The organism is Streptomyces sp. NPDC018026 (assembly GCF_044327745.1).
In the GTDB taxonomy this organism is placed as follows: domain Bacteria; phylum Actinomycetota; class Actinomycetes; order Streptomycetales; family Streptomycetaceae; genus Streptomyces; species Streptomyces rubrogriseus.
Window position 1 is genome coordinate 193,208 of sequence record NZ_JBIRFY010000014.1, and the last position, 19,799, is coordinate 213,006.

At 67.8% G+C, this 19,799-nt stretch carries 17 protein-coding genes and 1 pseudogene; 11 read left to right on the plus strand and 7 right to left on the minus strand.

Annotated features, from left to right (window positions below; genetic code table 11):
• Positions 1-81: 81 nt before the first annotated feature.
• The 3 genes from ACH4D3_RS33250 to ACH4D3_RS33260 all read right to left on the minus strand — a co-directional run bounded on the left by ACH4D3_RS33250 (position 82) and on the right by ACH4D3_RS33260 (position 3,254).
• Complete coding sequence (locus ACH4D3_RS33250; RefSeq protein WP_398330084.1) at positions 82-510, minus strand: cupin domain-containing protein; 429 nt, start codon at positions 508-510, stop codon at positions 82-84.
• Positions 511-698: 188 nt separating this feature from the next.
• Complete coding sequence (locus ACH4D3_RS33255) at positions 699-1,619, minus strand: alpha/beta hydrolase (protein WP_398329952.1); 921 nt, start codon at positions 1,617-1,619, stop codon at positions 699-701.
• 186 nt (positions 1,620-1,805) lie between these two features.
• Positions 1,806-3,254 carry an amidase gene (locus tag ACH4D3_RS33260; protein WP_398329955.1) on the minus strand — a complete coding sequence of 483 codons (1,449 nt, stop codon included), beginning with the start codon at positions 3,252-3,254 and terminating at the stop codon, positions 1,806-1,808.
• A 314-nt stretch (positions 3,255-3,568) separates the two neighbouring features.
• Between ACH4D3_RS33260 and ACH4D3_RS33265 the strand changes: the two genes are divergently transcribed.
• Positions 3,569-4,303: an alpha/beta hydrolase gene (locus ACH4D3_RS33265; protein ID WP_398329958.1), complete on the plus strand. Its 735-nt coding sequence runs from the start codon at positions 3,569-3,571 to the stop codon at positions 4,301-4,303.
• A 93-nt stretch (positions 4,304-4,396) separates the two neighbouring features.
• Here ACH4D3_RS33265 and ACH4D3_RS33270 read toward each other — a convergent pair whose 3' ends face one another.
• The gene (locus ACH4D3_RS33270) at positions 4,397-4,960 is read right to left on the minus strand and encodes a TIGR03086 family metal-binding protein (protein WP_398329961.1); all 564 of its coding nucleotides are present in this window, start codon (positions 4,958-4,960) and stop codon (positions 4,397-4,399) included.
• A 106-nt stretch (positions 4,961-5,066) separates the two neighbouring features.
• On the minus strand, positions 5,067-5,972 hold the full coding sequence (locus tag ACH4D3_RS33275) for an SAM-dependent methyltransferase (RefSeq protein ID WP_398329964.1): 906 nt from the start codon (positions 5,970-5,972) through the stop codon (positions 5,067-5,069).
• A gap of 174 nt (positions 5,973-6,146) precedes the next feature.
• Here ACH4D3_RS33275 and ACH4D3_RS33280 point away from each other — a divergent pair, with 174 nt between their 5' ends.
• The 10 genes and pseudogenes from ACH4D3_RS33280 (at position 6,147) to ACH4D3_RS33325 (ending at position 17,118) form a co-directional block, all read left to right on the plus strand.
• Positions 6,147-6,872: an SDR family NAD(P)-dependent oxidoreductase gene (locus tag ACH4D3_RS33280; RefSeq protein WP_398329967.1), complete on the plus strand. Its 726-nt coding sequence runs from the start codon at positions 6,147-6,149 to the stop codon at positions 6,870-6,872.
• A 92-nt stretch (positions 6,873-6,964) separates the two neighbouring features.
• Entirely contained in the window at positions 6,965-8,125 is a 1,161-nt protein-coding gene (locus ACH4D3_RS33285) for an epoxide hydrolase family protein (protein ID WP_398329970.1), read from the plus strand.
• A gap of 177 nt (positions 8,126-8,302) precedes the next feature.
• A pseudogene (locus ACH4D3_RS33290) lies at positions 8,303-8,820 on the plus strand (helix-turn-helix domain-containing protein); the annotation flags it as partial.
• A gap of 718 nt (positions 8,821-9,538) precedes the next feature.
• Positions 9,539-10,612: an adenosine deaminase gene (gene add / locus ACH4D3_RS33295; RefSeq protein ID WP_398329973.1), complete on the plus strand. Its 1,074-nt coding sequence runs from the start codon at positions 9,539-9,541 to the stop codon at positions 10,610-10,612.
• A 12-nt stretch (positions 10,613-10,624) separates the two neighbouring features.
• Positions 10,625-11,692 carry an ABC transporter substrate-binding protein gene (locus tag ACH4D3_RS33300; protein WP_398329976.1) on the plus strand — a complete coding sequence of 356 codons (1,068 nt, stop codon included), beginning with the start codon at positions 10,625-10,627 and terminating at the stop codon, positions 11,690-11,692.
• A complete protein-coding gene (locus tag ACH4D3_RS33305) occupies positions 11,689-12,306 on the plus strand; it encodes a helix-turn-helix domain-containing protein (RefSeq protein ID WP_381609055.1) in 618 nt (205 codons plus the stop codon). The genes ACH4D3_RS33300 and ACH4D3_RS33305 overlap by 4 nt, the downstream gene beginning before the upstream one ends.
• A gap of 90 nt (positions 12,307-12,396) precedes the next feature.
• Entirely contained in the window at positions 12,397-13,164 is a 768-nt protein-coding gene (locus tag ACH4D3_RS33310; RefSeq protein WP_398329979.1) for an ABC transporter ATP-binding protein, read from the plus strand.
• Between the two features lies 1 nt (position 13,165).
• Entirely contained in the window at positions 13,166-14,800 is a 1,635-nt protein-coding gene (locus tag ACH4D3_RS33315) for an ABC transporter permease (RefSeq protein WP_398329982.1), read from the plus strand.
• Positions 14,801-14,890: 90 nt separating this feature from the next.
• Positions 14,891-16,141 (plus strand): ABC transporter substrate-binding protein, encoded by a 1,251-nt coding sequence (locus ACH4D3_RS33320; protein WP_398329985.1) that lies wholly within the window; start codon positions 14,891-14,893, stop codon positions 16,139-16,141.
• Positions 16,138-17,118, plus strand: a complete 981-nt coding sequence (locus ACH4D3_RS33325) for a Gfo/Idh/MocA family oxidoreductase (RefSeq protein ID WP_398329987.1) — start codon at positions 16,138-16,140, stop codon at positions 17,116-17,118. Before ACH4D3_RS33320 ends, ACH4D3_RS33325 begins: the two co-directional genes overlap by 4 nt.
• A gap of 170 nt (positions 17,119-17,288) precedes the next feature.
• Here ACH4D3_RS33325 and ACH4D3_RS33330 read toward each other — a convergent pair whose 3' ends face one another.
• Positions 17,289-18,659, minus strand: a complete 1,371-nt coding sequence (locus tag ACH4D3_RS33330; protein WP_398329989.1) for an amidohydrolase family protein — start codon at positions 18,657-18,659, stop codon at positions 17,289-17,291.
• Between the two features lie 107 nt (positions 18,660-18,766).
• Complete coding sequence (locus tag ACH4D3_RS33335) at positions 18,767-19,720, minus strand: DMT family transporter (protein ID WP_398329992.1); 954 nt, start codon at positions 19,718-19,720, stop codon at positions 18,767-18,769.
• Positions 19,721-19,799: the final 79 nt, after the last annotated feature.

A 19,799-nucleotide genomic window follows, 5' to 3' on the forward strand; every position in this document is an offset into this window, starting at 1 on the left:
GGTTGCGGCTCGGGCATACGCAGGCCGCCAGCAATGGCACGGGCCCAGCCGCACGTCGCACAGCTGGGCCCGCTCCGGGCTCTACTCGAAGTCGCACCCTGGATTGGGAGCATCGCGCGACAGCGGAGCGCCATGCGGAAGGACATAGAGCACATCGAGGACGACATCGGTCTTGCCGAGGTTGCGGCCGATGTGCACGTGGTTCGCACCGGCCGGCTCCGTGAGGCTGCTGCCGGCCTTGTACACCCCGTCGGACTCGCAGCCGGAGTCGAAGTGGCTGAGGGTACCGTGCTCAACGAAGCCGTAGAGGGTTCCGTCGTGGTAATGCCAGCCTGTGCCCTGACCAGGGGGAACGGTGATCTGGCGGAGGATGTAGTCGGTTCCGCCCACTGTGGTCTGGGAAATGATGGTGCCCGATACGCCCGGACCGCCGGGGGTGGCGAACGCGGGGACGCCGACGCCGAGGGAGAGACCGAGGGCCGCGCTCAGCGTCCCTCCTGTCCGTAGCAGATTATTGCGCAATGCGGTCACACCTTTCAGGGGTCCGGCCAGGCCCGCAGGACCGTTGCAAGAGAGAACGGTTACAAGATAGAACGGTCGATCTCGCCCGACGGTGTGCACCAGAGTGCACTAGGTGAGCCGCTACGTCAATACCGAACGTTCTGCCGCAGATATCGGATCGAGGGCGCCTCTCGCACTCAGCGTCCGCCAGCGCGCAGATGAGACGTGAAGAACTCGACGGCAGCCGAGGAGGTGGCCTCGAACTCGTCGACGTAGGGGGCGAAGTGGCCACCAGGGATGATCTTCAGGCGCTTGGGTTCCAAGGCTCGGTTGTAGGCCGACAACTGCAAGTCGGTGCCCGACACTGTGTCTTCATCGGCAACGATCATCAGCAGCGGCCGGGGGCTCACCATCTCGATGTAGTCGCCGGCGTTGTAGACACGGCTCCACTCGCCGGTACGGACGGTGACTTCGTTGCGCCACGACGGGGCGATCTCCCCGACCCTGGTGAAGTAGGCGAACGCGTCGTCGGCGGGGTAGACCGGGCGGTCGGCCACATCCCCGATCACCGGGCGCATCGCGACTTCACCCGTCCGCATGCGGGCGATCCGCTCTGCCGCGAACTGCTCGCCGGCTTCCCTCAACTGCGCCATGGGGGTACGCCGCCATCCGGTCTGCACGCCGTTGATCGCGGGTGTCTGGGAGACCACGGCCTTGACCCTGAGGTCACTGGCCGCAACGACGACGGCGTGCCCACCGCTGTAGCTGGTCCCCCACACCCCGACGCGGTCGGGGTCGACCTCCGGCAGTGTGCAGGAGTAGGTGATGGCATGCCGGTAGTCCTCGATCTGACGCCATGGATCGATCTCCTGACGCGGACTGCCCTGGCTCGCCCCGAAGTTGCGGTGGTCGTAGACCAGTACGGCAAGCCCGGCGGCGGCGAACCGCTCGGCGTAGCGATCCAGGTATGCCTCCTTGACCAATGAGAACCCATGAGCCATGACGACGACGGCAGCCGGGCCGCCGTGGGCCGGCGGATAGAACCAGCCGCGCAATGTGGTGCCATCCGCGTCGAACTCGACGTCACGGCGTGTGTTGGGTGGGGACGGTGCGGACATGAGCGAGGCTCCTTACGCAGAAACTCCAGCAGGAGGGATCGAGGTGGTGAAGGCATTGAACCCTGATCGGGCATCCCGGGCACGGGCTTCCACCGGCGATCGCAGCGATGGCTGATGCTGCTCTCTTCGCGGGGTCGACCCGGGGAGTCGAGCCCGCCCGCGCCCGGTCGGCGGCGGCAACTCCGCTCAGCGGCCCGGGTGACTGCCTGCCCACACGACAGGGGTGCGACCTGCCCACGGGTTCGCCCGTTCGAGCTGGCCGGCCAGGCGGTAGAGGCGGTCTTCGAGGCCGTATCCGGTGGTGAACTGCATACCGATGGGAAGCCCCGTCCCGGCGTCGGTCTCCAACGGCACCGACATCGCGGGCGTACCCGCCGTGTTGGAGGGCATGGTGAACGGTGAGCGGTCGAAGACCCTGCGAATCCAGCCGAGGCCGTCCAGTGTCTCTGCGTCCTCGGCAAAGGTCCCCAGAGGCACGGGAAGCTCGGGCAGGGTCGGGCTGAGCAGGATGTCGTGGCCGTCGAAGTACTGGCCCAGGCTGCGGGCGACCCGGTTGCGGACGGTGAGAGCGGTCGCGAATTCGGCGCCGCTGACACGCTGCCCGTAGTGGTAACCGGCGAGGGTCACGGGTTCGAGGGTCGAAGCGTCGATGGGCCGGTTGAAGGCGCCGGCGAGCTGGTCGATCGACGTCGCGAGATTCACCGTGAAAATACGGCCGTTGGCCAGCACGTACTCCTCCCAGTCGATCCCGAGGTCGACCGGGGTCTCCTCCACCCGGTGACCGAGGGATTCAAGCAGTCGCACAGTGCGAGAGAGCGCGTCGGACACCGGTGCGGTGGTGTGGCGTCCGCCCCACCCCTGGGTGAGTACACCGATCCGCAGCACGCCGGGATCGCGGGTGATCTCTTCGGCGTACGGCCGGGAGGGCTGCTGGGCGAAGTAGGGGTCACCCGGTTCGGGGCCGAGGATCTGGTCGAACAGTGCCGCGCTGTCGCGCACCGTGCGGCTGACGCTGCCGTGTGCGGCCAGCCCGTTGAAGAGTTCGTCGAAGTCCGGTGCCATGGACACGCGGCCCCGGGTGGGCTTCATCCCGAAGAGCCCGTTGTAGGCGGCGGGGACGCGGAGGGATCCGGCGGCGTCCGTGCCGTGCGCGAGGGGAACTACGCCGGCCGCGACAGCGGCGGCGGAGCCGCCGCTGGATCCGCCCGCACTGCGCTCGGGGTTCCACGGGTTGCGGGTCGGGCCGTACAGCACCGGCTCCGTCGTGATGCTGTAGGCCATCTCCGATGTCGCGGTGCGCCCCATCGTGACCAGACCGGCGCGACGAAAACGCCTCATCAGGGCAGAATCGGCGTGAGAGACGTTACCGGCCGCGAGGCGACTGCCCAGCTCCATGCGCCGCCCAGCCATGGCGACGCCGATGTCCTTGATCAGAAAAGGGACACCGGCCAGCGGCGCGTCACGCTCGGGCTCGTCGTCGGCCGGCCATGTCTCCACGATCGCGTTGATCTGCGGATTGACCATCTGTGCCGCCTGGCTCGCGACTGCTTGCAGCTCGGCGGGGGTCACTTCCCCCTTCGCCACCATGGCCCCGAGCTCGACCGCGTCGAAGTTCACATACTCGTCGACTCTCACTTCTGCTCCCATCAGAGAGAAAGATACTCATCAGTACCGGATGATACCCAACGGTATCATGAGGGACTGGCAAGTATCGGAACGGTGGATCATCGGTGAATCTCCTGCCCACGGGGCGTGTGTCAACGCCGGTGAGGAACGTGACCGAGAGCGAGGCCGACGAGGAACGCACCGGGCGGTACCTCTGGGTACCCATCGGCTTCCCTAACGTCGAGGGATGCAGGGCAGACCTTCAAGGGTGCCGATGTAAGCCGCGGCGCCTCTTGCCGGCCGTGCGTGCCTTCATCCGTCAGTACACATACCTAGGACCCACCATGACCAACAGCCCGACCACCTATGTCCTCGTGCACGGTGCCTGGCACGACGGGCAGTCGTGGAACCGCGTCGCCTCACTGCTCACGTCCCGGGGTTACCGTGTCTTCACGCCGTCTCTCACCGGCCACGGGGACAAGGCACATCTGCTGACCCCCGAGGTGGGCCTCACCACCCACGTCGACGACGTCACTGGGCTCGTTCTGGAGCACGACCTGGACGACATCGTCCTCGTCGGACACAGCTACGCCGGTATGGTCATCTCCGGCGTCGCGAACCGGATTCCCGCGCGCATTGCCCGTCTGGTGTACCTCGATGCGATGGTGCCGACGCATGGTGAGACCGCCATCGATGTCATGCCGCGCACACAGAGCATGATCAACGGCGTGGCGGACAGCGCTCAGCCCTGGCGCATCCCGCCGCTGCCGGAGTTGCCGGCGCCTCTGGGTTTGTTCGGAGTCACCGATCCCGGCGACATCGCCTGGCTCAAGGCCACGCTGTCGGACGCGTCGGCCCTCTGCTTCCAGCAGCCGGTAGAGATGGACAACCCTGAACAGGCACTCATCCCAAGGACCCATGTTCTCTGCACCGGCGATGAGCCCGAGGACGTCACCCGCCGCCCCGTCCCAAAACTTCAGCCCAACGGCGAGCCGTCTCGCATCCACACGCTGGACACCGGCCACGACGCCATGATCACCAAGCCGGTGGAAGTCTGTGCGCTGCTGCTCGGCTCCTGAGCCGGGGCCGCTGTTCAGATGTCTGGGCTGATCTTCGACGACCTTCCACCGGCGTGCCGCTGCCAAGAGCCCCTGCCCGTGGTCTCGGGCCCGTCAGACAGTGCGCCCCAGCAGGGAAAGAAGCTGAACGGCGGGATCGGTGCCGCCGGCGGCCACCGGCGCGGCGATGATTCCCAGGTCTGCCATTCTCTCGGCGTTGGCGCGCGCGTAGGCCAGGCCGTGGGCGACCGCGGCCGGGTCGAGTGCCTCGGACCGGCCGCACCCGCGGGCCAGGTCCCACTCGTGGACCGTCAGGTCAACGAGAATCTGGTCCGCATACATGGTCAACGGGGCTTCCCCGAAGGAGAACTGGGCGGTCCCGGAAAGATCGGCGCCCTTCCAGGCCGCCAGGGATCGCTTCGATGCCTCGTCCCACGCGCGTACGGGGTCCGCGCCGACCACGTCACCGTCGTAGCGGTCGCCAACCTGCGCCATGGTCTCTCCGGCGAGCAGGTGCGGCACCCACAAGTGCTCGCCGACCAGGTGATTGACGAGATCCCGCACTGTCCACTCGGTGCACGGCGTCGCATCGTTCCACTGGTCGCGGCCGACCGCGTGCACGCGCATACCGAAGCGGTCGATGGCATCGGGGATCAACTGCAGGGCCGAATTCGACATGGCGTCAGATTAACGCCCGTGGCCTGTCACCTCCCCATACGGAGCCCGACCGGACGGGGCGCGGCAGGCGAGCAGGCACGTGAGAGTCTGCTCGCCGCGGGGCTGGTCAGATCCTTCGCGCGTGGAACATCCACATGGAGTCACCGCCGCGGGCGGGGTCCCAGTGGGCAGGTACATGACGGTCGATGAGTCCGCCATGCTCCGCGAATTCCGACTCCGAGACATCCCATTGCGCTGACGACAGCCACCGGGAGGGGGCAACCCCCGGACCGGGAGCGGTGTGGGGGACGAGCCCGTCGACGATGCTGCCCTCGCCCGAGTCCGGGGTCTCCTCCCCGTTCTCCCGATGATGGGCGGCCAGCTGCGCCCGTTGCTCCGGCGTCGCCGTCAGGTAGTCTCCCGCCAGCCAGGCAGCCGGTGCCGGGCTCGCGGCGATGTCGGCGGCGATCGTGTCGCTCGTGGTGCGGTCGAGATAGAACAGCAGCCCCTCCAGGAGCCACGCTGTGGGCTGGGAGTCGTCGAATCCCGCGGCGGCGATCAGCTCGCGCCAATTGCCTGTGGCGTCCGAGTCGATCGGAACCCGCTCCGCCGTCGCCGACAGACCGCTTCTGGCGACCAACTCGTCCTTGAAGGCGTGGACATCGGGAGTGTCGATCTCGAAGATCCGCGTACCGGCCGGCCACTGCATCCGGTAGGCGCGAGCGTCGAGACCAGACCCCAGCAGGACGATCTGACGGGCGCCGGCTTGGACCGTCGCCTTGAGGTAGGTGTCGAAAAAGTGCGTACGGACAGTTACGTACTCGCCCATGACCTGGGTCAGTGACGAGGTCTCGTGCACGCCGTCAGCAAAGTGGCCGCGCTGTTCGGCGGGCACTTCCTGTCGAGCGGAGACCAGCAGTCGGGCCAGCGGGTCGTCGAAGAGCGCATCGGCCCGTGTGCCTTCATGGGCACGCATCGACGCGGTCGCCACGGCGCTGCTCGCGATGGATGCCGGAATCTTGAGTTCAGCCACACCAGGACTCTAACGAACGATCATTACATTGATGCGGCGAACCCGCTCGCCAGAAAGAGACCCTCCCCGGTGTCGCAAATGTCCGATCAGGTTGTCGCGCTGATCCGAGCCTGTGCGGCCGGTCTCTTTCTAGACTGCCGGTGTGACCTTGAACTACCGTAACGGAGTGGCGAGTTGAGTACAATCGCGATTGTCGGCGCAGGCCCTCAGCTCGGGCAGGCAATCGGCCGGAGGTTCGCCGGTGAGGGATTCGACGTAGCACTGATCGCTCGCAACCGTACGACGCTGCAGGCGATGGCCGAAGACCTGGCCGACACAGGTGTCCGGGTCGAGATTTTCCCCGCCGACGTGACCGACCGCCCCGCTCTGCACGCGGCGCTGACCGCAGCCGAGGAGCTGCTGGGCCCGATCGACGTCCTTGAGTACTCCCCCGCCCCGGGCCCGGCCGACCTGCGCAAGGCGCCGCTCGTAGAGGCCACGAGTGTCACCGTCGACTCGGTTCTGGCGCAACTGGACCTCTACCTGCTCGGCGGCGTCGCAGCCGTGGAGCATGTTCTGCCTGCCATGCTGAAGCGTGGCACCGGGACGATTCTGGTCAGCAGTGGCGCGGGTTCTGGTCCGATCATCGCTCCCCACGTGGCGAACGTTCAGATCGCCACCGGTGGAATGCGCAACTGGATCCTCAATCTGCATGCCGCGCTCTCCGGCACCGGCGTCTACGCCGGGCATGTGGCGATCGCCGCGTTCATCGGCCAAGGCGGCGTCGATTCCCAGCCGGAGACGATGGCAGACGCCTACTGGCGGATGCACGCCGAGCGCACCGAGGCCGAGCTGCTGATCCAGGACCTGCCGGACGACTATCTGGAAAAGGGCCTGGCGGACAAGTTCGTCGACTCCTGAGCAAGCCAGTACGGGCCTGACGGCTCGCGGGCCGGGCATCTGGCCGTGACAGACGACTCTCGATTGATCATCAGCATTCAGAGGCACATCGCATGAACACACGTACGACATCCGTGACCGGCTTCGTTCCGCAGCTGGATCCGGCGGCGATCGAAGACCTGCGCACTCGGGCCCGTGCGACTCGCTGGCCCGATACCTACGAGGGCGCCGGCTGGTCTCTCGGTGCCGATGTCGACTACCTGCGCGAACTCGTCGAGTACTGGGCGGACGGCTACGACTTCGAGGCCCACCGGGCCAGGCTCGCCGAGCTGCCGAGCCACCGCGTCGAGATCGACGGCATGGGGATCCACTTCCTCCACGCCCGCGCCGAGGCCCGGCCGGACGGTACCGCGCCGATGCCACTGCTCCTCGCACACGGTTGGCCGGACTCGTCGTGGCGCTACCGCAAGACCCTTCCGCTGCTGACCCGGCCAGGGGCGCAGCCGGGCGAAGAGGCGCAGGTCTTCGATGTCGTCGTCCCCGACATGCCCGGCTTCGGTTTCTCCGACCGGCTCACCGGCGCGGCACCCGATGTGCGCGCCGTGGCCGGTATGTGGGCCGAGCTCATGACGTCCCTCGGGTACGAGCGGTTCGCCGTCGCCGGTGGTGACTTCGGCGCCCATGTAGTGCGCTATCTCGCGCTCGATTTCCCCGAGCGGGTCATCGCCGTACACCGCATGGACGGCGATCTTCCGGCCGGGGACCCCGCGACGCTCACCCAGGAGGAGCGTGACTGGATCCGGGACAGCCAGAACTGGCAGGCGCGGGAAGGCGCGTACTCGGCGATCCAGGTCACCAAACCGCAGACCGCTGCCGTGGGCCTCACCGACTCGCCGGCCGGCCTGGCCGCCTGGATCGTGGAGAAGCTCCAGGCGTGGAGCGACTGCAAGGGTGACCTGGAGTCCGTCTACACACGGGACGAGATTCTCGAGCTGCTCACCGAGTACTGGGTGACCGGCACGATCGGTTCGTCGATCCGTTCCTACCCGGCGATGGTGAGGATTCCCGCGGACCAGCTGCCCCGGCGGGTCGAAGTCCCCTCCGGCTTCACGATGTTCCCACGTGACTTCAAGAACGCTCCGAGGCCGTGGCTCGAACGGATGACCAACCTCGTCTACTACAGCGAGCCGACCCGCGGCGGCCACTTCGTCCCCTTCGAAGACCCTGAACTCTACGTTCAGGAGCTGCGGAAGTTTCTCGGCACCGGGTTCTGAGGAGCCGCCCCCCACTGGCCCGGGATCCAGGCAGGACGACACCTGACGACCACTGAGCGACCGGTACACCCGGTCGTTCAGTGGTCTGTGTACTCCACCGACCCCCATGGTGCCGACCGCGTCGAGAACTCTGCGCACGCCGCGGTCACGCGTGCATGCCGCCGGCCCGCCGAGGGACTGACCACCGGGACACGGCGGCGCACACCAGGAACTGCACCGCGAGGAGGCGGCGCAGCTGGCGTTCATCTCCACCGAGTACTGCACACACCTGGAGCAGACCCGCGCCGCTCCCCCTCCCGCGAGGTGCTGGAGCGGCTCACTCGCGCGCTGCGCCTGTCAAATGCCGAGCGCGATCACCCGCACCACCCCACCGGGACTCCGCGTACCTTCCTGGGCCCGCACCGGCATGGCCGACGTCTGTACGGCGGCTTGGACGCGGACGACTTCGCCCGGGCCTCGGTCCGGCACCTGCGCGCCGTCGCGGCGCGCTACCCGGATGCCCCCCCGAGGTGACCGGCCTGGTCGAGGAGCTGCTCGCGGGCAGTGAGGAGTTCGCGAGTATCTGAGCCGACCACGACGTAAGTACGCGATCCGCGCCGCAAGTCGTCATCTGTACCGCTGTCCCCGGCTCGACGTCGTCGCAAGCGCTACGGGTGCTGTCTGCCGTAGGCGTCCAACGCGCAGGAGTGCCCGGCCGACCCCGAGAAGCGAGCAAGCCGGGCGTAATCCATCCGACACGACAAGTATGCCGGACGAACCGAGCACGCCCAGATGACTGATGTCCACCGGCAGTTACTCAAGTGCGTGCCCCTCATTTCTGAAACGGTTCAAAGGCGACGCGAGCCAGTGGGACGACCGGGCTCTCGGTTCACGCCCCGCCACTGAAGGGGTACGGCTGATCGTCTGCGCACAACCACCCTGCTCTGGCGTCCAGTTGTGCTTAATCGACGCCGGCAGACCACGGTCTGCCCGCTTCACCACCAGCATCGCCTGATGCCTGGTTACGCCCCCGAACCGAGGCCACTGCCGACGAGCGGACACCGGGGACCGCATGTCGACGACCGAGCACGGGCCCGCGCCCTGTTCACGTGGATGCCCGACGCTCCCTCACCGGACAGACTCCCGTCACCGAGACCTCGCGACAGCGGCTCCGCACGCTCTGCGCCACCGCCCAGCCGGTTGCGGCAGCTGCCGGGCGCCGACGCGGGAGGGTCGGGATCCGCGATGCGACCGCACGCCACAGGGCCCTCCCACACCACGGCTGAGCAGGGCCGACAACCCACCTCCGCGGCCGGCGCCCGCACACCGAAGACAACTGGTCAGTAGTTGCGCGCCCGCCCATTTTGAAACGTTCCATTGACACCCGGTTCAGTGTCCCTTAATTTCGTCCCACCTCGACGACAGGGGAATGACATGAGCACAGAGATCAACTCTGCGGCATCGCCCATTCGACGCCGTCTGAGCGCGGAGTACCTCCGCGCGCTGCCGAAGGCGGAGGTGCACTGTCATCTCGAAGGCTGCGTACCTCCGGAGACCGCGCGCCGCCTGGCCGAGCGCCACGGCGTCACTCTCCCCGCCGGAGCACGTGACGGGGGCGGACGCTACCTCTTCCGCAACTTCGACGAGGGACTGGCGATCTACGTCGCCGTGTCGAAATCGATGCAGACGCGGGATGACTTCAGGGCCGTCACCTACGAAAGTCTCCTCGCGGGCGCCGAAGGGGGACTCCGGTACCGGGAGATCGCCTTCAACCCGCAGAACCATCCCGAGCTGAGCTACGCCGACATGATGGACGGCATCCTCACCGGCGCTCGCGAGGCCCAAAAGGAGGCCGGCGTCGAGTCGCGCGTCATCGTCGCGATCAACCGCGAACTGGGCGGCGAAGCGGCACTCGCCCTGGTCCGCGACGTGCTCGCCCATCCCCACGACGAGGTGGTGGCGATCGGCCTCGACTCGAACGAGCTGGCAGGACGGCCGTCCGAGTTCGTGGCCGCGTACGACCTGGCCCGCGAGGCAGGCCTCAAGCTGACGGCACACGCGGGAGAGCACGGCGACTCCACCGAGATGGTGGAGTGCCTGGACCTTCTCCGGGTGGACCGCATCGACCACGGATACGCGGCACTGCTCGATCCCGAGTTGTTGTCGCGAACCGTTGCCTCGCAGATCCCCTACTCGGCGTGCTGGTTCATCGACTACCCCGAACTGGAGGTGGAGGGGCGACGCCGCGACGTCGCGGCGATGGCCGCGGCAGGGCTGAACATGTGTCTCAACTCCGACGACCCGGCACTCATCGGGCCGGAGCTCCACGACGACTTCATCGATGCCGCCGCGCATCTCGGATGGACCGTCGAGGACGCCGAGAAGTACGCGCTCGCCGGCCTCGACGCCTGCTTCGCGGACGACGCCACCACCGACCGCCTTCGTGCCGAGTTCAGGACCGAACTCGAGCGTCTCCGTCCGGTCGCCTACGGCTCAGACGACAAGTAGGGACACGACACGATGACCGACAAGCTGAATCCAACCGGTGGCGCGCTGTCGCGCCGTGGACTGCTGGGGCTCGGCCTGTCCACCACGGTGGGCTTCGCACTCACCGGTTGTGGATCCTCTTCGCGCACCGGGGCGGGCAGCGACCTGGGGCAGCTCGAGTACGCCTTCTCCTGGCTGTACGACGTGACACAGGCCGGTCCGTACATGGCGGACACGGAGGGCTACTACAAGAAGGTCGGCTTCTCGTCGGTCAAGTTCATTCCGGGTGGGCCGTCGGCCGTCTCTGTACTGACCCAGCTGGCGAGTGAAACCGCACAGTTCGGCGTCTCGTCGCCGACGGAGATCGTCGCGGCGAACCAGAACGGCGCATCGTTCCGGGTCATCGGCACGGTCTACCAGAAGACGCCGTCCTGCATCGTGTCGCTGAAGCGCAACCCCATCAGGACACCGACGGATCTGAAGGGGCGGACCATAGCCGTTTCCGACGCGGACAAGCCCGCGATGGAGGCGTTCCTCGCCGTCAACGGCCTCAGGTCCTCGGACACGACGATCGTGCCGTTCCAGTACGACCCCGCCCCTCTGGTCGCCGGTCAGGTGGACGGGATCATGGACTACTCGACGAATTCTCCGATCAGCCTCAGACAGGCCGGACACGAGACGGCCGTGATGATGTTCGCGGACCACAAGTACGCCACCATCACTCAGACCTACGTCGCCTCGACGAACCAGATCTCCAAGAACCGGACGCTGCTCAAGGCGGCCCTCCGCGCCGACATCATGGGCTGGCGGGCGAACATCGCCGACCCGGAGGCGGGCGCGAAGCTGGCCGTGAACAAGTACGGCAAGTCGTTGCAGTACCAGCTCGAGAACCAGCTGGCCTGCAACAAGGCGGAGATCGCCCTGATCAGGACCGCCGACACCGAGAAGAACGGCATCCTGACCGTCACGCAGGAACTGCAGAGGGAGACCGTCGAGACACTCGGGCTCACCGGCGTTCACACGACCGTGGACAAGCTCTTCGACATGTCGCTGCTGGCCGAGGTCTACCGGGAACACCCAGAACTGAAGGCACTGTCGTGACCGAGCAACAGGGAACCGACTCCTCCGTCGACGACGCCGGAGCGGCATCCGAAGACGACGACTTCGCGCGCGACGTCGGAGCGGCAGTGCGCCATCGGCGTCAGGAGCTCGGTATGGCAGGCAAGGAGCTCGCCGCCCGTCTGGGAGTGTCCGCGTCGTTCATCACTCAGCTCGAGCGGGGGCAGTCTTCCATCAGTCTGCCTCGACTCTACCGCCTGGCGGAGTTACTGGGCACCACGCCGAACGGCCTGCTCCCGGTCAGCTCCACGTCGATCCTGGTCACCCGGGCCGGAACCGGTCAGGAGATGCGCGCGGGCAATCGCGACGACGCCCAGCGGCCGCGGCTCCTGACGCGCGGGGGTTCAGGGCTGTCGCTCAAGGCGCACCGCTATCTCATCGAGCAGTCGGACCCACCGCAGGACTGGTTCGAGCACGACGGGGAGGACTTCGTGTACGTGATCCGCGGTCTTTTGCGCGTCGACTTCCTGCGAGGCCGACCTGTGGATCTCGGCCCTGGCGACGCGCTCAACCACGACGGTGACGTCCCCCATCGGTGGGGCCTCGGAAGCGATCAGCCCGCCGAAGTCCTCATCGTCAGCAACTTCCCACACTGAGAGCGAGGAGCCCGAATGCCTGCTCAGGTAGACCAAGCACATACCACAGGGCCCGCTGGAATCGAACTTCACGAGGTCACCAAGACCTTCATGGCGAAGCGGCAGCGCTTCGAAGCCCTCGGGGGCGTGAGTCTCTCGGTCGACCGGAACCGGTTCGTGAGTCTGATCGGTCGATCCGGGTGCGGGAAGTCGACCGTGCTGCGCCTGCTCGCCGACCTGGATCACCCGACTGAGGGCAGCGTGTCGGTCCATGGTGAGAGCCCTTCGGTCGCCCGCAAGGGCGGTCGTCTGGGAGTCGCTTTCCAGGACTCCGCGCTGCTGCCGTGGCGCACTGTCACGGACAACATCCGGCTTCCGCTCGAAGTGGCCGGCCGGCGCCCCGGTCGTTCGACCATCCAGGACGTCGTCGAGTTGGTGGGACTGCGGGGATTCGAGGATGCACGGCCCAGTCAGTTGTCCGGCGGTATGCGGCAGCGGGTCTCGATCGCGAGGGCTCTCGCCTTCGAACCGGACGTCCTTCTGCTCGACGAGCCGTTCGGCGCACTCGATGACATGACCCGGCAGCGGATGAACCTCGAACTCCAGCGGATCTGGACGCAGAGGCCGGCCACGACGCTGCTCGTCACCCATGGAATATCCGAAGCGATCTTCCTCTCGGACCTGGTCGTCGTGATGACGCCGCGCCCGGGTCGCATCCTTCGCACCGTAGCGATCGACCTGCCGCGCCCCCGGGTGCCGGAAATGATGCGGAGCCCTGAGTTCCAGCGTCTCGTCGACGAGCTGAGCGAGCTGTTGTTCGAGGACGACGCGACCGCTCGGGTCGACGCGGCCGGGCCGGCTACCGGGCGGAGTGCGTGAGATGACTTCCACGGACATGAGTCAGGGGCCACCGGTGTTTCCCGCGGGCCCGTCGTTGAAGCGGCGTTCCGCCAAGAGATCCGGGCGCGCCCAGCGCCAAGTCCCGGGCGCCGTGTGGACCCTCGGGGGATTCGCGGTCGCCGTCGGACTGTGGTGGCTGGTCGCCCTCTCCGAGATGCTTCCCGCCGGCTCGGTGCCGACACCACTGAGCGTGGCCGAGGACTTGACCGGAAACCTCTCGTTCTACCTCTCCAACGCCGCTCCCACCCTCGTGACGGCGCTTGAGGGCTTTGCCATCGCCGCTGTGATCAGCCTCGTCTTCGGTGCGCTCGGATCGCTGACCGGACTGCTCGAGCGCACGGTCTCCCGCGTCGCTCTCGCCATCTACTGCCTGCCGCTGCCCGCGCTCCTCCCGTTGATCGCCAGCCTCGGAGGCCCCGGCCAGCCCACGAGAATCACGATGGCGGTGCTGTTCTCGTTCTTCCCCATGCTCATCGGGGTGATCGCGGGTCTTCGTGCCACCCCGGCCGACATCGCCGCGATCGTGCACTGCGCGGGCGGTGGCCGTCTGCAGATCCTCCGCAAGGTCGGACTCCGGTCGGCGCTTCCGAACATCGTGGCCGGCGCACGCATCGCCGGTCCGGGAGCGTTCCTCGGGGCCCTCGTGGGTGAGTTCAGCGGCGCCGACAACGGGCTGGGCGTCGTGCTCGTGGTCAGCCAGCAGAAGCTGCAGATCGCGCAGACCTGGGGCATCGCCATTGTCGCCACCGTGATCGGCGGCCTCCTCTACATGGCGATCACGGCGATCGGCCGCTGGCTGCACGTGGAGCCGGTCGAGTCCCAGACCTCGTTCGCGGCGGCGCCCGGCGCCGGCCCGGTGGCGCGAGTGGCCGAGTTCCTCACGCCTGCCGTCGCACTGATCGTGCTCTGGGTCGCGATCATTCTGTTCGGGGGTGTGACCCCCCTGGTGTTCAAATCCCCGCTCGATGTGCTGGACTACCTGGTCGGCTCTCAGGCCGCCGCGGCCCATCGCAGCGCGTTGGCGACGGACTGGCTGATCACCATGCGCGATGCCGGCATGATCTTCGGCGTCGGCATGGCCGCGGCATTCCTCGCGGGATGCGTCCTCGTGAGTTTTCCCGTGCTGCTGCGACTGGGCCTTCCGCTGCTCCTCGCATCGCAGTGCGTTCCCCAGATCGCCTTCATCCCGCTGCTCGTCGCCATCTGCGGTCGGGGCACCGCGTTCATCATCGTCACCGGGCTTCTGGTGGTCTTCTTCCCGGCGATGATCGTCATCGTCACGGCACTGGAGGAACGGTCGCGGTCCACTCTCGACGTGGTCGGCGTCTTCGGCGGTGGGCGCTGGGCGACCCTCCGGTTCGTCAGGGTCCCCGGATCGGTTCCGGGCATCCTGAACGCTGCGCGGATCAGCATCCCGCTCGCTCTTTTCGGCGCGGTCGTTGCCGAGTGGCTCGTCACCGGGAACGGCATCTCCCGGGCTACGACGACCGCCGCGACAACCTTCGACTACACCCGGCTGTGGGCAGACGTGGTCGTCGTATCCGCAACCGTGATCGTGCTCTACGAGGTCGTCGCCGTCCTCCACGAGCGTGCGCGCCGACGGTTCTCGGTCTGACGGCCGCGTGTCCGAAACCCCCTTCCACTCCCCCGGCCCGGCCGGCCACCGCTCAGCACGCGGGCCGCGGCATCGCAAAGGAGACCCGATATGGTCCGCTTCATCGGCCCCGACAACGACGCGTACGTCGCGAGCCTCACGAGGCATGTCGACGAGTACGAGGAACTGACGGGCGAGACCGTGGCGCTCGAGATCATCCCCGAGACGGACTACGTGACGAACAGCCTCGACGCGCTGCGCAGCCGGCTTCGCGGCGAGTCCGCGCCGGACGTGTTCGTGTCGGGACCCGTCTCGATGTGGAAGCTCGCCGGTGAGGGCATCGTCGAACCACTCGACGCGTACCTCGACACGTGCGGCGACGACTACCGGCCGGACGACTTCCTGCCGTCCCTGCTGGACGCCAACCGCTGGACGGGACGGCGCGGGGACACCCTCGGCACCGGTCCCCTGCTGGAGATCCCGGTCAACTGGGAGACGTACAACCTCGCCTACCTGCCGGACGTCCTGGAGAAGGCAGGTCTCAGCGAGCCTCCGTCGACGTGGGAGGAGTACTTCGCCGCGGCGGCGCGGATAGCGGACAGCGTGCCGGGCGTCCGGGGCTTCGCCCAGCGCGGCACCGGCACCTGGCACACGATGTACACCGGATATGCCACCCAGGTCTGGTCCTACGGCGCGACCGACTTCGACGAGGTGGGCCGCAGCGCGCTGGCCAGTCCGGCGCTGCTCGCGGCGACCCGTGACTTCCTTGCGGCGGCGCGCGTGTCGGGTCCGGCACGGTTCCCCGACGGGCACTGGCTCGATGTCGCCCGCGACTTCGCGGCGGGCCAGTACGGCATGATCGTTGATTCCGACCACTACGTAGCCTTCTTCGAAGGACCGGAGTCGGCCGTACGGGGGCGCGTCGCGTACACCAGGCCTCCGCTGGGACCTGGTGGCGGGCGAGAGGCGAACATGTGGACCTGGTCGCTCGTGATGAACAGCGCCTCGCAGGACAAGGCCGGCGCATGGAGGTTCATCGAGTGGGCCAGCTCCCCGGCCTTCCTCGCCCGGGCGGCGCAGGAGGGCAACATGAATCCGACGCGGCAGAGCACCTGGGACGACGACGCCTACCGCGCGGCGGCCGCCAAGTGGAACGGCTTCGGCGACAACAGCCTTGAGATCCTCCGGACGACCGCGCGGGTACTTCCGACTCCCATGCCCGAGTACCTGGATGTCGCGAGCATGTGGTCGGCGGCCGTCGTGAAGGCGTACGAGCAGCCGGACGCCCTTGAGCGGATCTTCGGCGAGACCGCGAGCCGCATCGATCAGTTCCTGGGCGGGGATCGGACGAGCGCGTCGTGAGGGTCGGTGTGGTGGGTGCGGGGCGGCACGCGAACAACGCCCTGTACCCGTCGATCCTCGAGGCCGGTCTCGATCTCGTCGCGGTCTGTGCCCGGACACCGGAGCGTGCGGCCCTCACCGCCGGACGCTGGGGCGCCCCGGCGCACCACACGTCGGTCCGGGACATGCTCGCGGCCGGCGGGCTCGACGGGGTGGTGGTCGCCGTGCCGTCGGCCGCCTACCGGCCCATCCTCGCCCAGTGCATCGAGGCCCGGATCCCGGTCTTCTGCGAGAAACCGGGCGGCCGGACCGCGTCCGAGCTCCGCGAACTCGCCCTCCTGGCCGCCAAGGCACGCACCGAGGTCGTCGTCGGGTACATGAAGCGGTTCGCCCCGGCCTACCGGGCTGCTCGGGCGGCGATCGAGTCCGTGGGTTTCGGCGCTCCCTCCCTGGCACATTTCACGTTCGCGATGGGGCGCGTCGACGAGTATCTCGCCGATCTTCGCCACTACTTGATCGACAACCCGGTGCACATGATCGACCTGGCCCGGTACCTGGTGGGGGAAATCGGCGACATCTCCGCAGTCCTCAACGTCGTACCGGCCGCCGGCCTCGGTGTGAGTCTCGTCGCCCGGGCCGAGGGAGGCGCGACATGCTCGTTCGACTTCTGCACGACCGCCTCCTTCACGCATCGGGGTGAGTTCGTCGAGGTCTACGGGCAGGGAGACTCCGTGCAGGTCGACAACGTCGACACCTGCACATATCGTCCCGCCGACGGTCCGGCGGAGGTCTGGCGTCCCAACTACACCCTGCCGACGCCGGCGAACTCCAGCTGGACCGTGATGGGCTTCGTCCCCGCCCTGCAACACTTCAGGGACGTCGTGGCAGACCGCGTCGGCAACCGGTCCGATCTCGAGAGCGCCGCGCGGACTCTCGAGACCACAGAGCTCGTCTGGCAACGTCTCGAATCATCATGGTCGGCGCTGCGTACTGAGTGATCGTGTACTCGCTGCCCGCGCGGATCGATGAGGGACGTCGCGCTGTCGGCAGTCACCCGCGGCGGCATCGCGTTCCCACCCCATCCAGCGCACGGGCCCTCGGCCTCAGCCACGCAATGTGCCGTACCGGAGCCGAGGGTCTGGGCGGTCCGCTTCAGTCGGCGCGCGCCTCACACGGGAAGCGGCAGACCCGCGGCATGGAAGAGCCGGTCACGGGAAGCCGCGGCCTCCTCGAATACGGCGTCACCTCCCTTGAGCACACCGTCCTCCTTCAGGACATCCCCTGCCACGACGACCAGAGCGACATTGCCGGCGTGGCCGCCCGCGACGATGCTGGCGGCGGCATCCGTGGCGGGCAGCAGGTTGGTGTGATCGAGGCGGATCATGATCAGATCGGCTTCCTTGCCGGGGGTCAGGCTGCCGGTGCGGTCGTCGATGCCCGCGGCCCGTGCGCCCTCGATGGTCGCGAAGGACAAGAGGTCGGCGGCATCGAAGGTCGGCAGGCCGGGCGTCCGGTCCATGGGGCCGGCCGCACCGGCGAGGATCAGCTGCTGGTAGGCGAGCGTTGCCCGCATGACGCCGAACATGTCTCCGCTCACGATCGTCTCTGTGTCGACGCTGAGGCTCGGACGGATACCCGCGGCGAGCAGCCGGTTGGTGGCCGGCTGGCCGAGGCCCGGCATGAAGACCTCCAGAGCGCCTGCCACGGACGCGGTGGCACCGCGTGCGGCCAGCATGCGCAGTTCTTCGTCGGTCGACGTGCAGCAGTGGATGAACGTCATGTCCGAGGCGAGCAGTCCGGCCTCCTCCAACTGCCGTACCGCCTGCTGCTGCGCCCCCCACTCGCCGAGGCCGACGTGCATGCTGATGCGCAGGCCCAGTTCACGGGCGAGCCGGATGTCCTGCTCGGACACGAGAGGGGTGGACAGTTCGGGGCCACGGAGCATCGCGTTGAGGGTTACCCGTGCCGAGTCGTCGAAGAGCACCTCGTTGCGGATGCGCCTGATGTCGTCGGGGTGGGTCCGGTCGCTGCCGAACTGCCACTGCTCGGCCTCCGTCGATGGCCATCCGTGGTCGAACACGGCGCGGATACCCGACTCCTGGTGCGCCGCGATCGCCGCGTCCGAGTGTTCTGGGCTGTTGCTGATGTGCGACTCGTCGCGCACCGTCGTCACCCCCGAGTCGAGGGACATCAGATCCGCCGCCAGGTTGCCGACGTATACGTCTGCGGGACGGAAGTACTGGCCGAGGCCGATCTGCACTTGGCTGCGGTACTCCTGATAGGTCCAGGCAGGCCCGAGGTTGCGCAGCGCTCCCTGCCAGTTGTGGCGGTGGGTGTCGATGAATCCGGGCAGCACTGCGCTCCCTGTGCCGTCGATGACCCTGGCCCGGTCGTCGGACAGGTCGCGCCCGATGCTGAGGATCCTGCCGTCGGCGACCAGGACATCGCCCACGAGATTGCCGAGCTTGTCATCCTGTGTCATCAGGTAGGCCCCCTTGATCAGGATGCGTTCCTGGGGGCGGCTCTGGTTCTGGGACACCTGTGATTCCTTTTTCTGCGTCGTGCCGAGGGCGGTCGCATGTCGCTCGTTCTTCGGGAGAGGGACAGTGGGAGCAAATCCGCGTTCGGTCCGGATGGGGTTGTGGATCATTGCGCGCCGGTGCCACGTGGACGCCTGGAGGCGATCCAGACGGCGCCGAACGTCAGCAGCGCGCCGATGCCGGTGAGGACGGACGGAGACTGGCCGTCCGAGGGGGCGAGCAGGTCCAGGGTGACGGAACCGACGAGTTGTCCCGCGATGGACGCCATGGTGAGCAGCAGCACACCGATCCGGCGCACCAGAAAGGCCGAAGCACCGATGAACACCACACCGCACAGCCCCCCGAGGTAGACCCACAGACTCGTGGGCAGCGCGTGGCCCGCGGTCCCCTTCACGAGGGTCTTCACGCCCCAGGCCGTGACGAGGACCACCGCGCCGACCAGAAAGCTGAGCCAGGTCGCCGCGAGCGGCGAGCCCGACGTGGCGGTCGTCGCTCCGTTCAGGGCCTGTTGCACACCCAGGAGGAAGCCGGCGGCAACGGTCACGACAGCCGGCAGGATGATCGTGGCCGGTGTGAGGGATCCGGTGAGACGAGGGAGGGCCGACACGACCGCGGCCGCCAGGACGACGGCGGCGCCCGTGAGCCGGGCCGCTCCCGGGCGCCGCCGCGGACCGCCGCCGATTCCCCTGCTGTCCACGACCAGACCGCCGAGGGTCTGACCGGCGATGGCCGACACGGTGAACACGGCGATTCCGGTGACCAGCGTGACGGTGGACTGGGCAAGGGCGAACGCACCGCCGAGCACGCCGGCCAATAGATACCGGCGGGGGAATCGGCCGTCCCGCGCCGCGCCGGCCAGACGGCGCAGCGCGCCACGCATACTGCGGGAAAAGAGCGCGACGACGGACAGGAGGAGGAGTCCACCCGAGAAGCTGATCGCCGCCGCGGCGATGCCGTCGTGGAGGCGATGACTCAACTCGCCGTTCAAACGGGCCTGTACCGGTACCACCAGGCCGGCCGCGACGGCGGCCAGAACGGCCAGTGCTCCGTTGCCTGGCACGGATGGGCGGGACCGGTCCGCCCGGTGCGGGTCCGACCCGGCAGGGGGGCCTGCCCCGGCTGGTGCGGTGGAAGTGCTC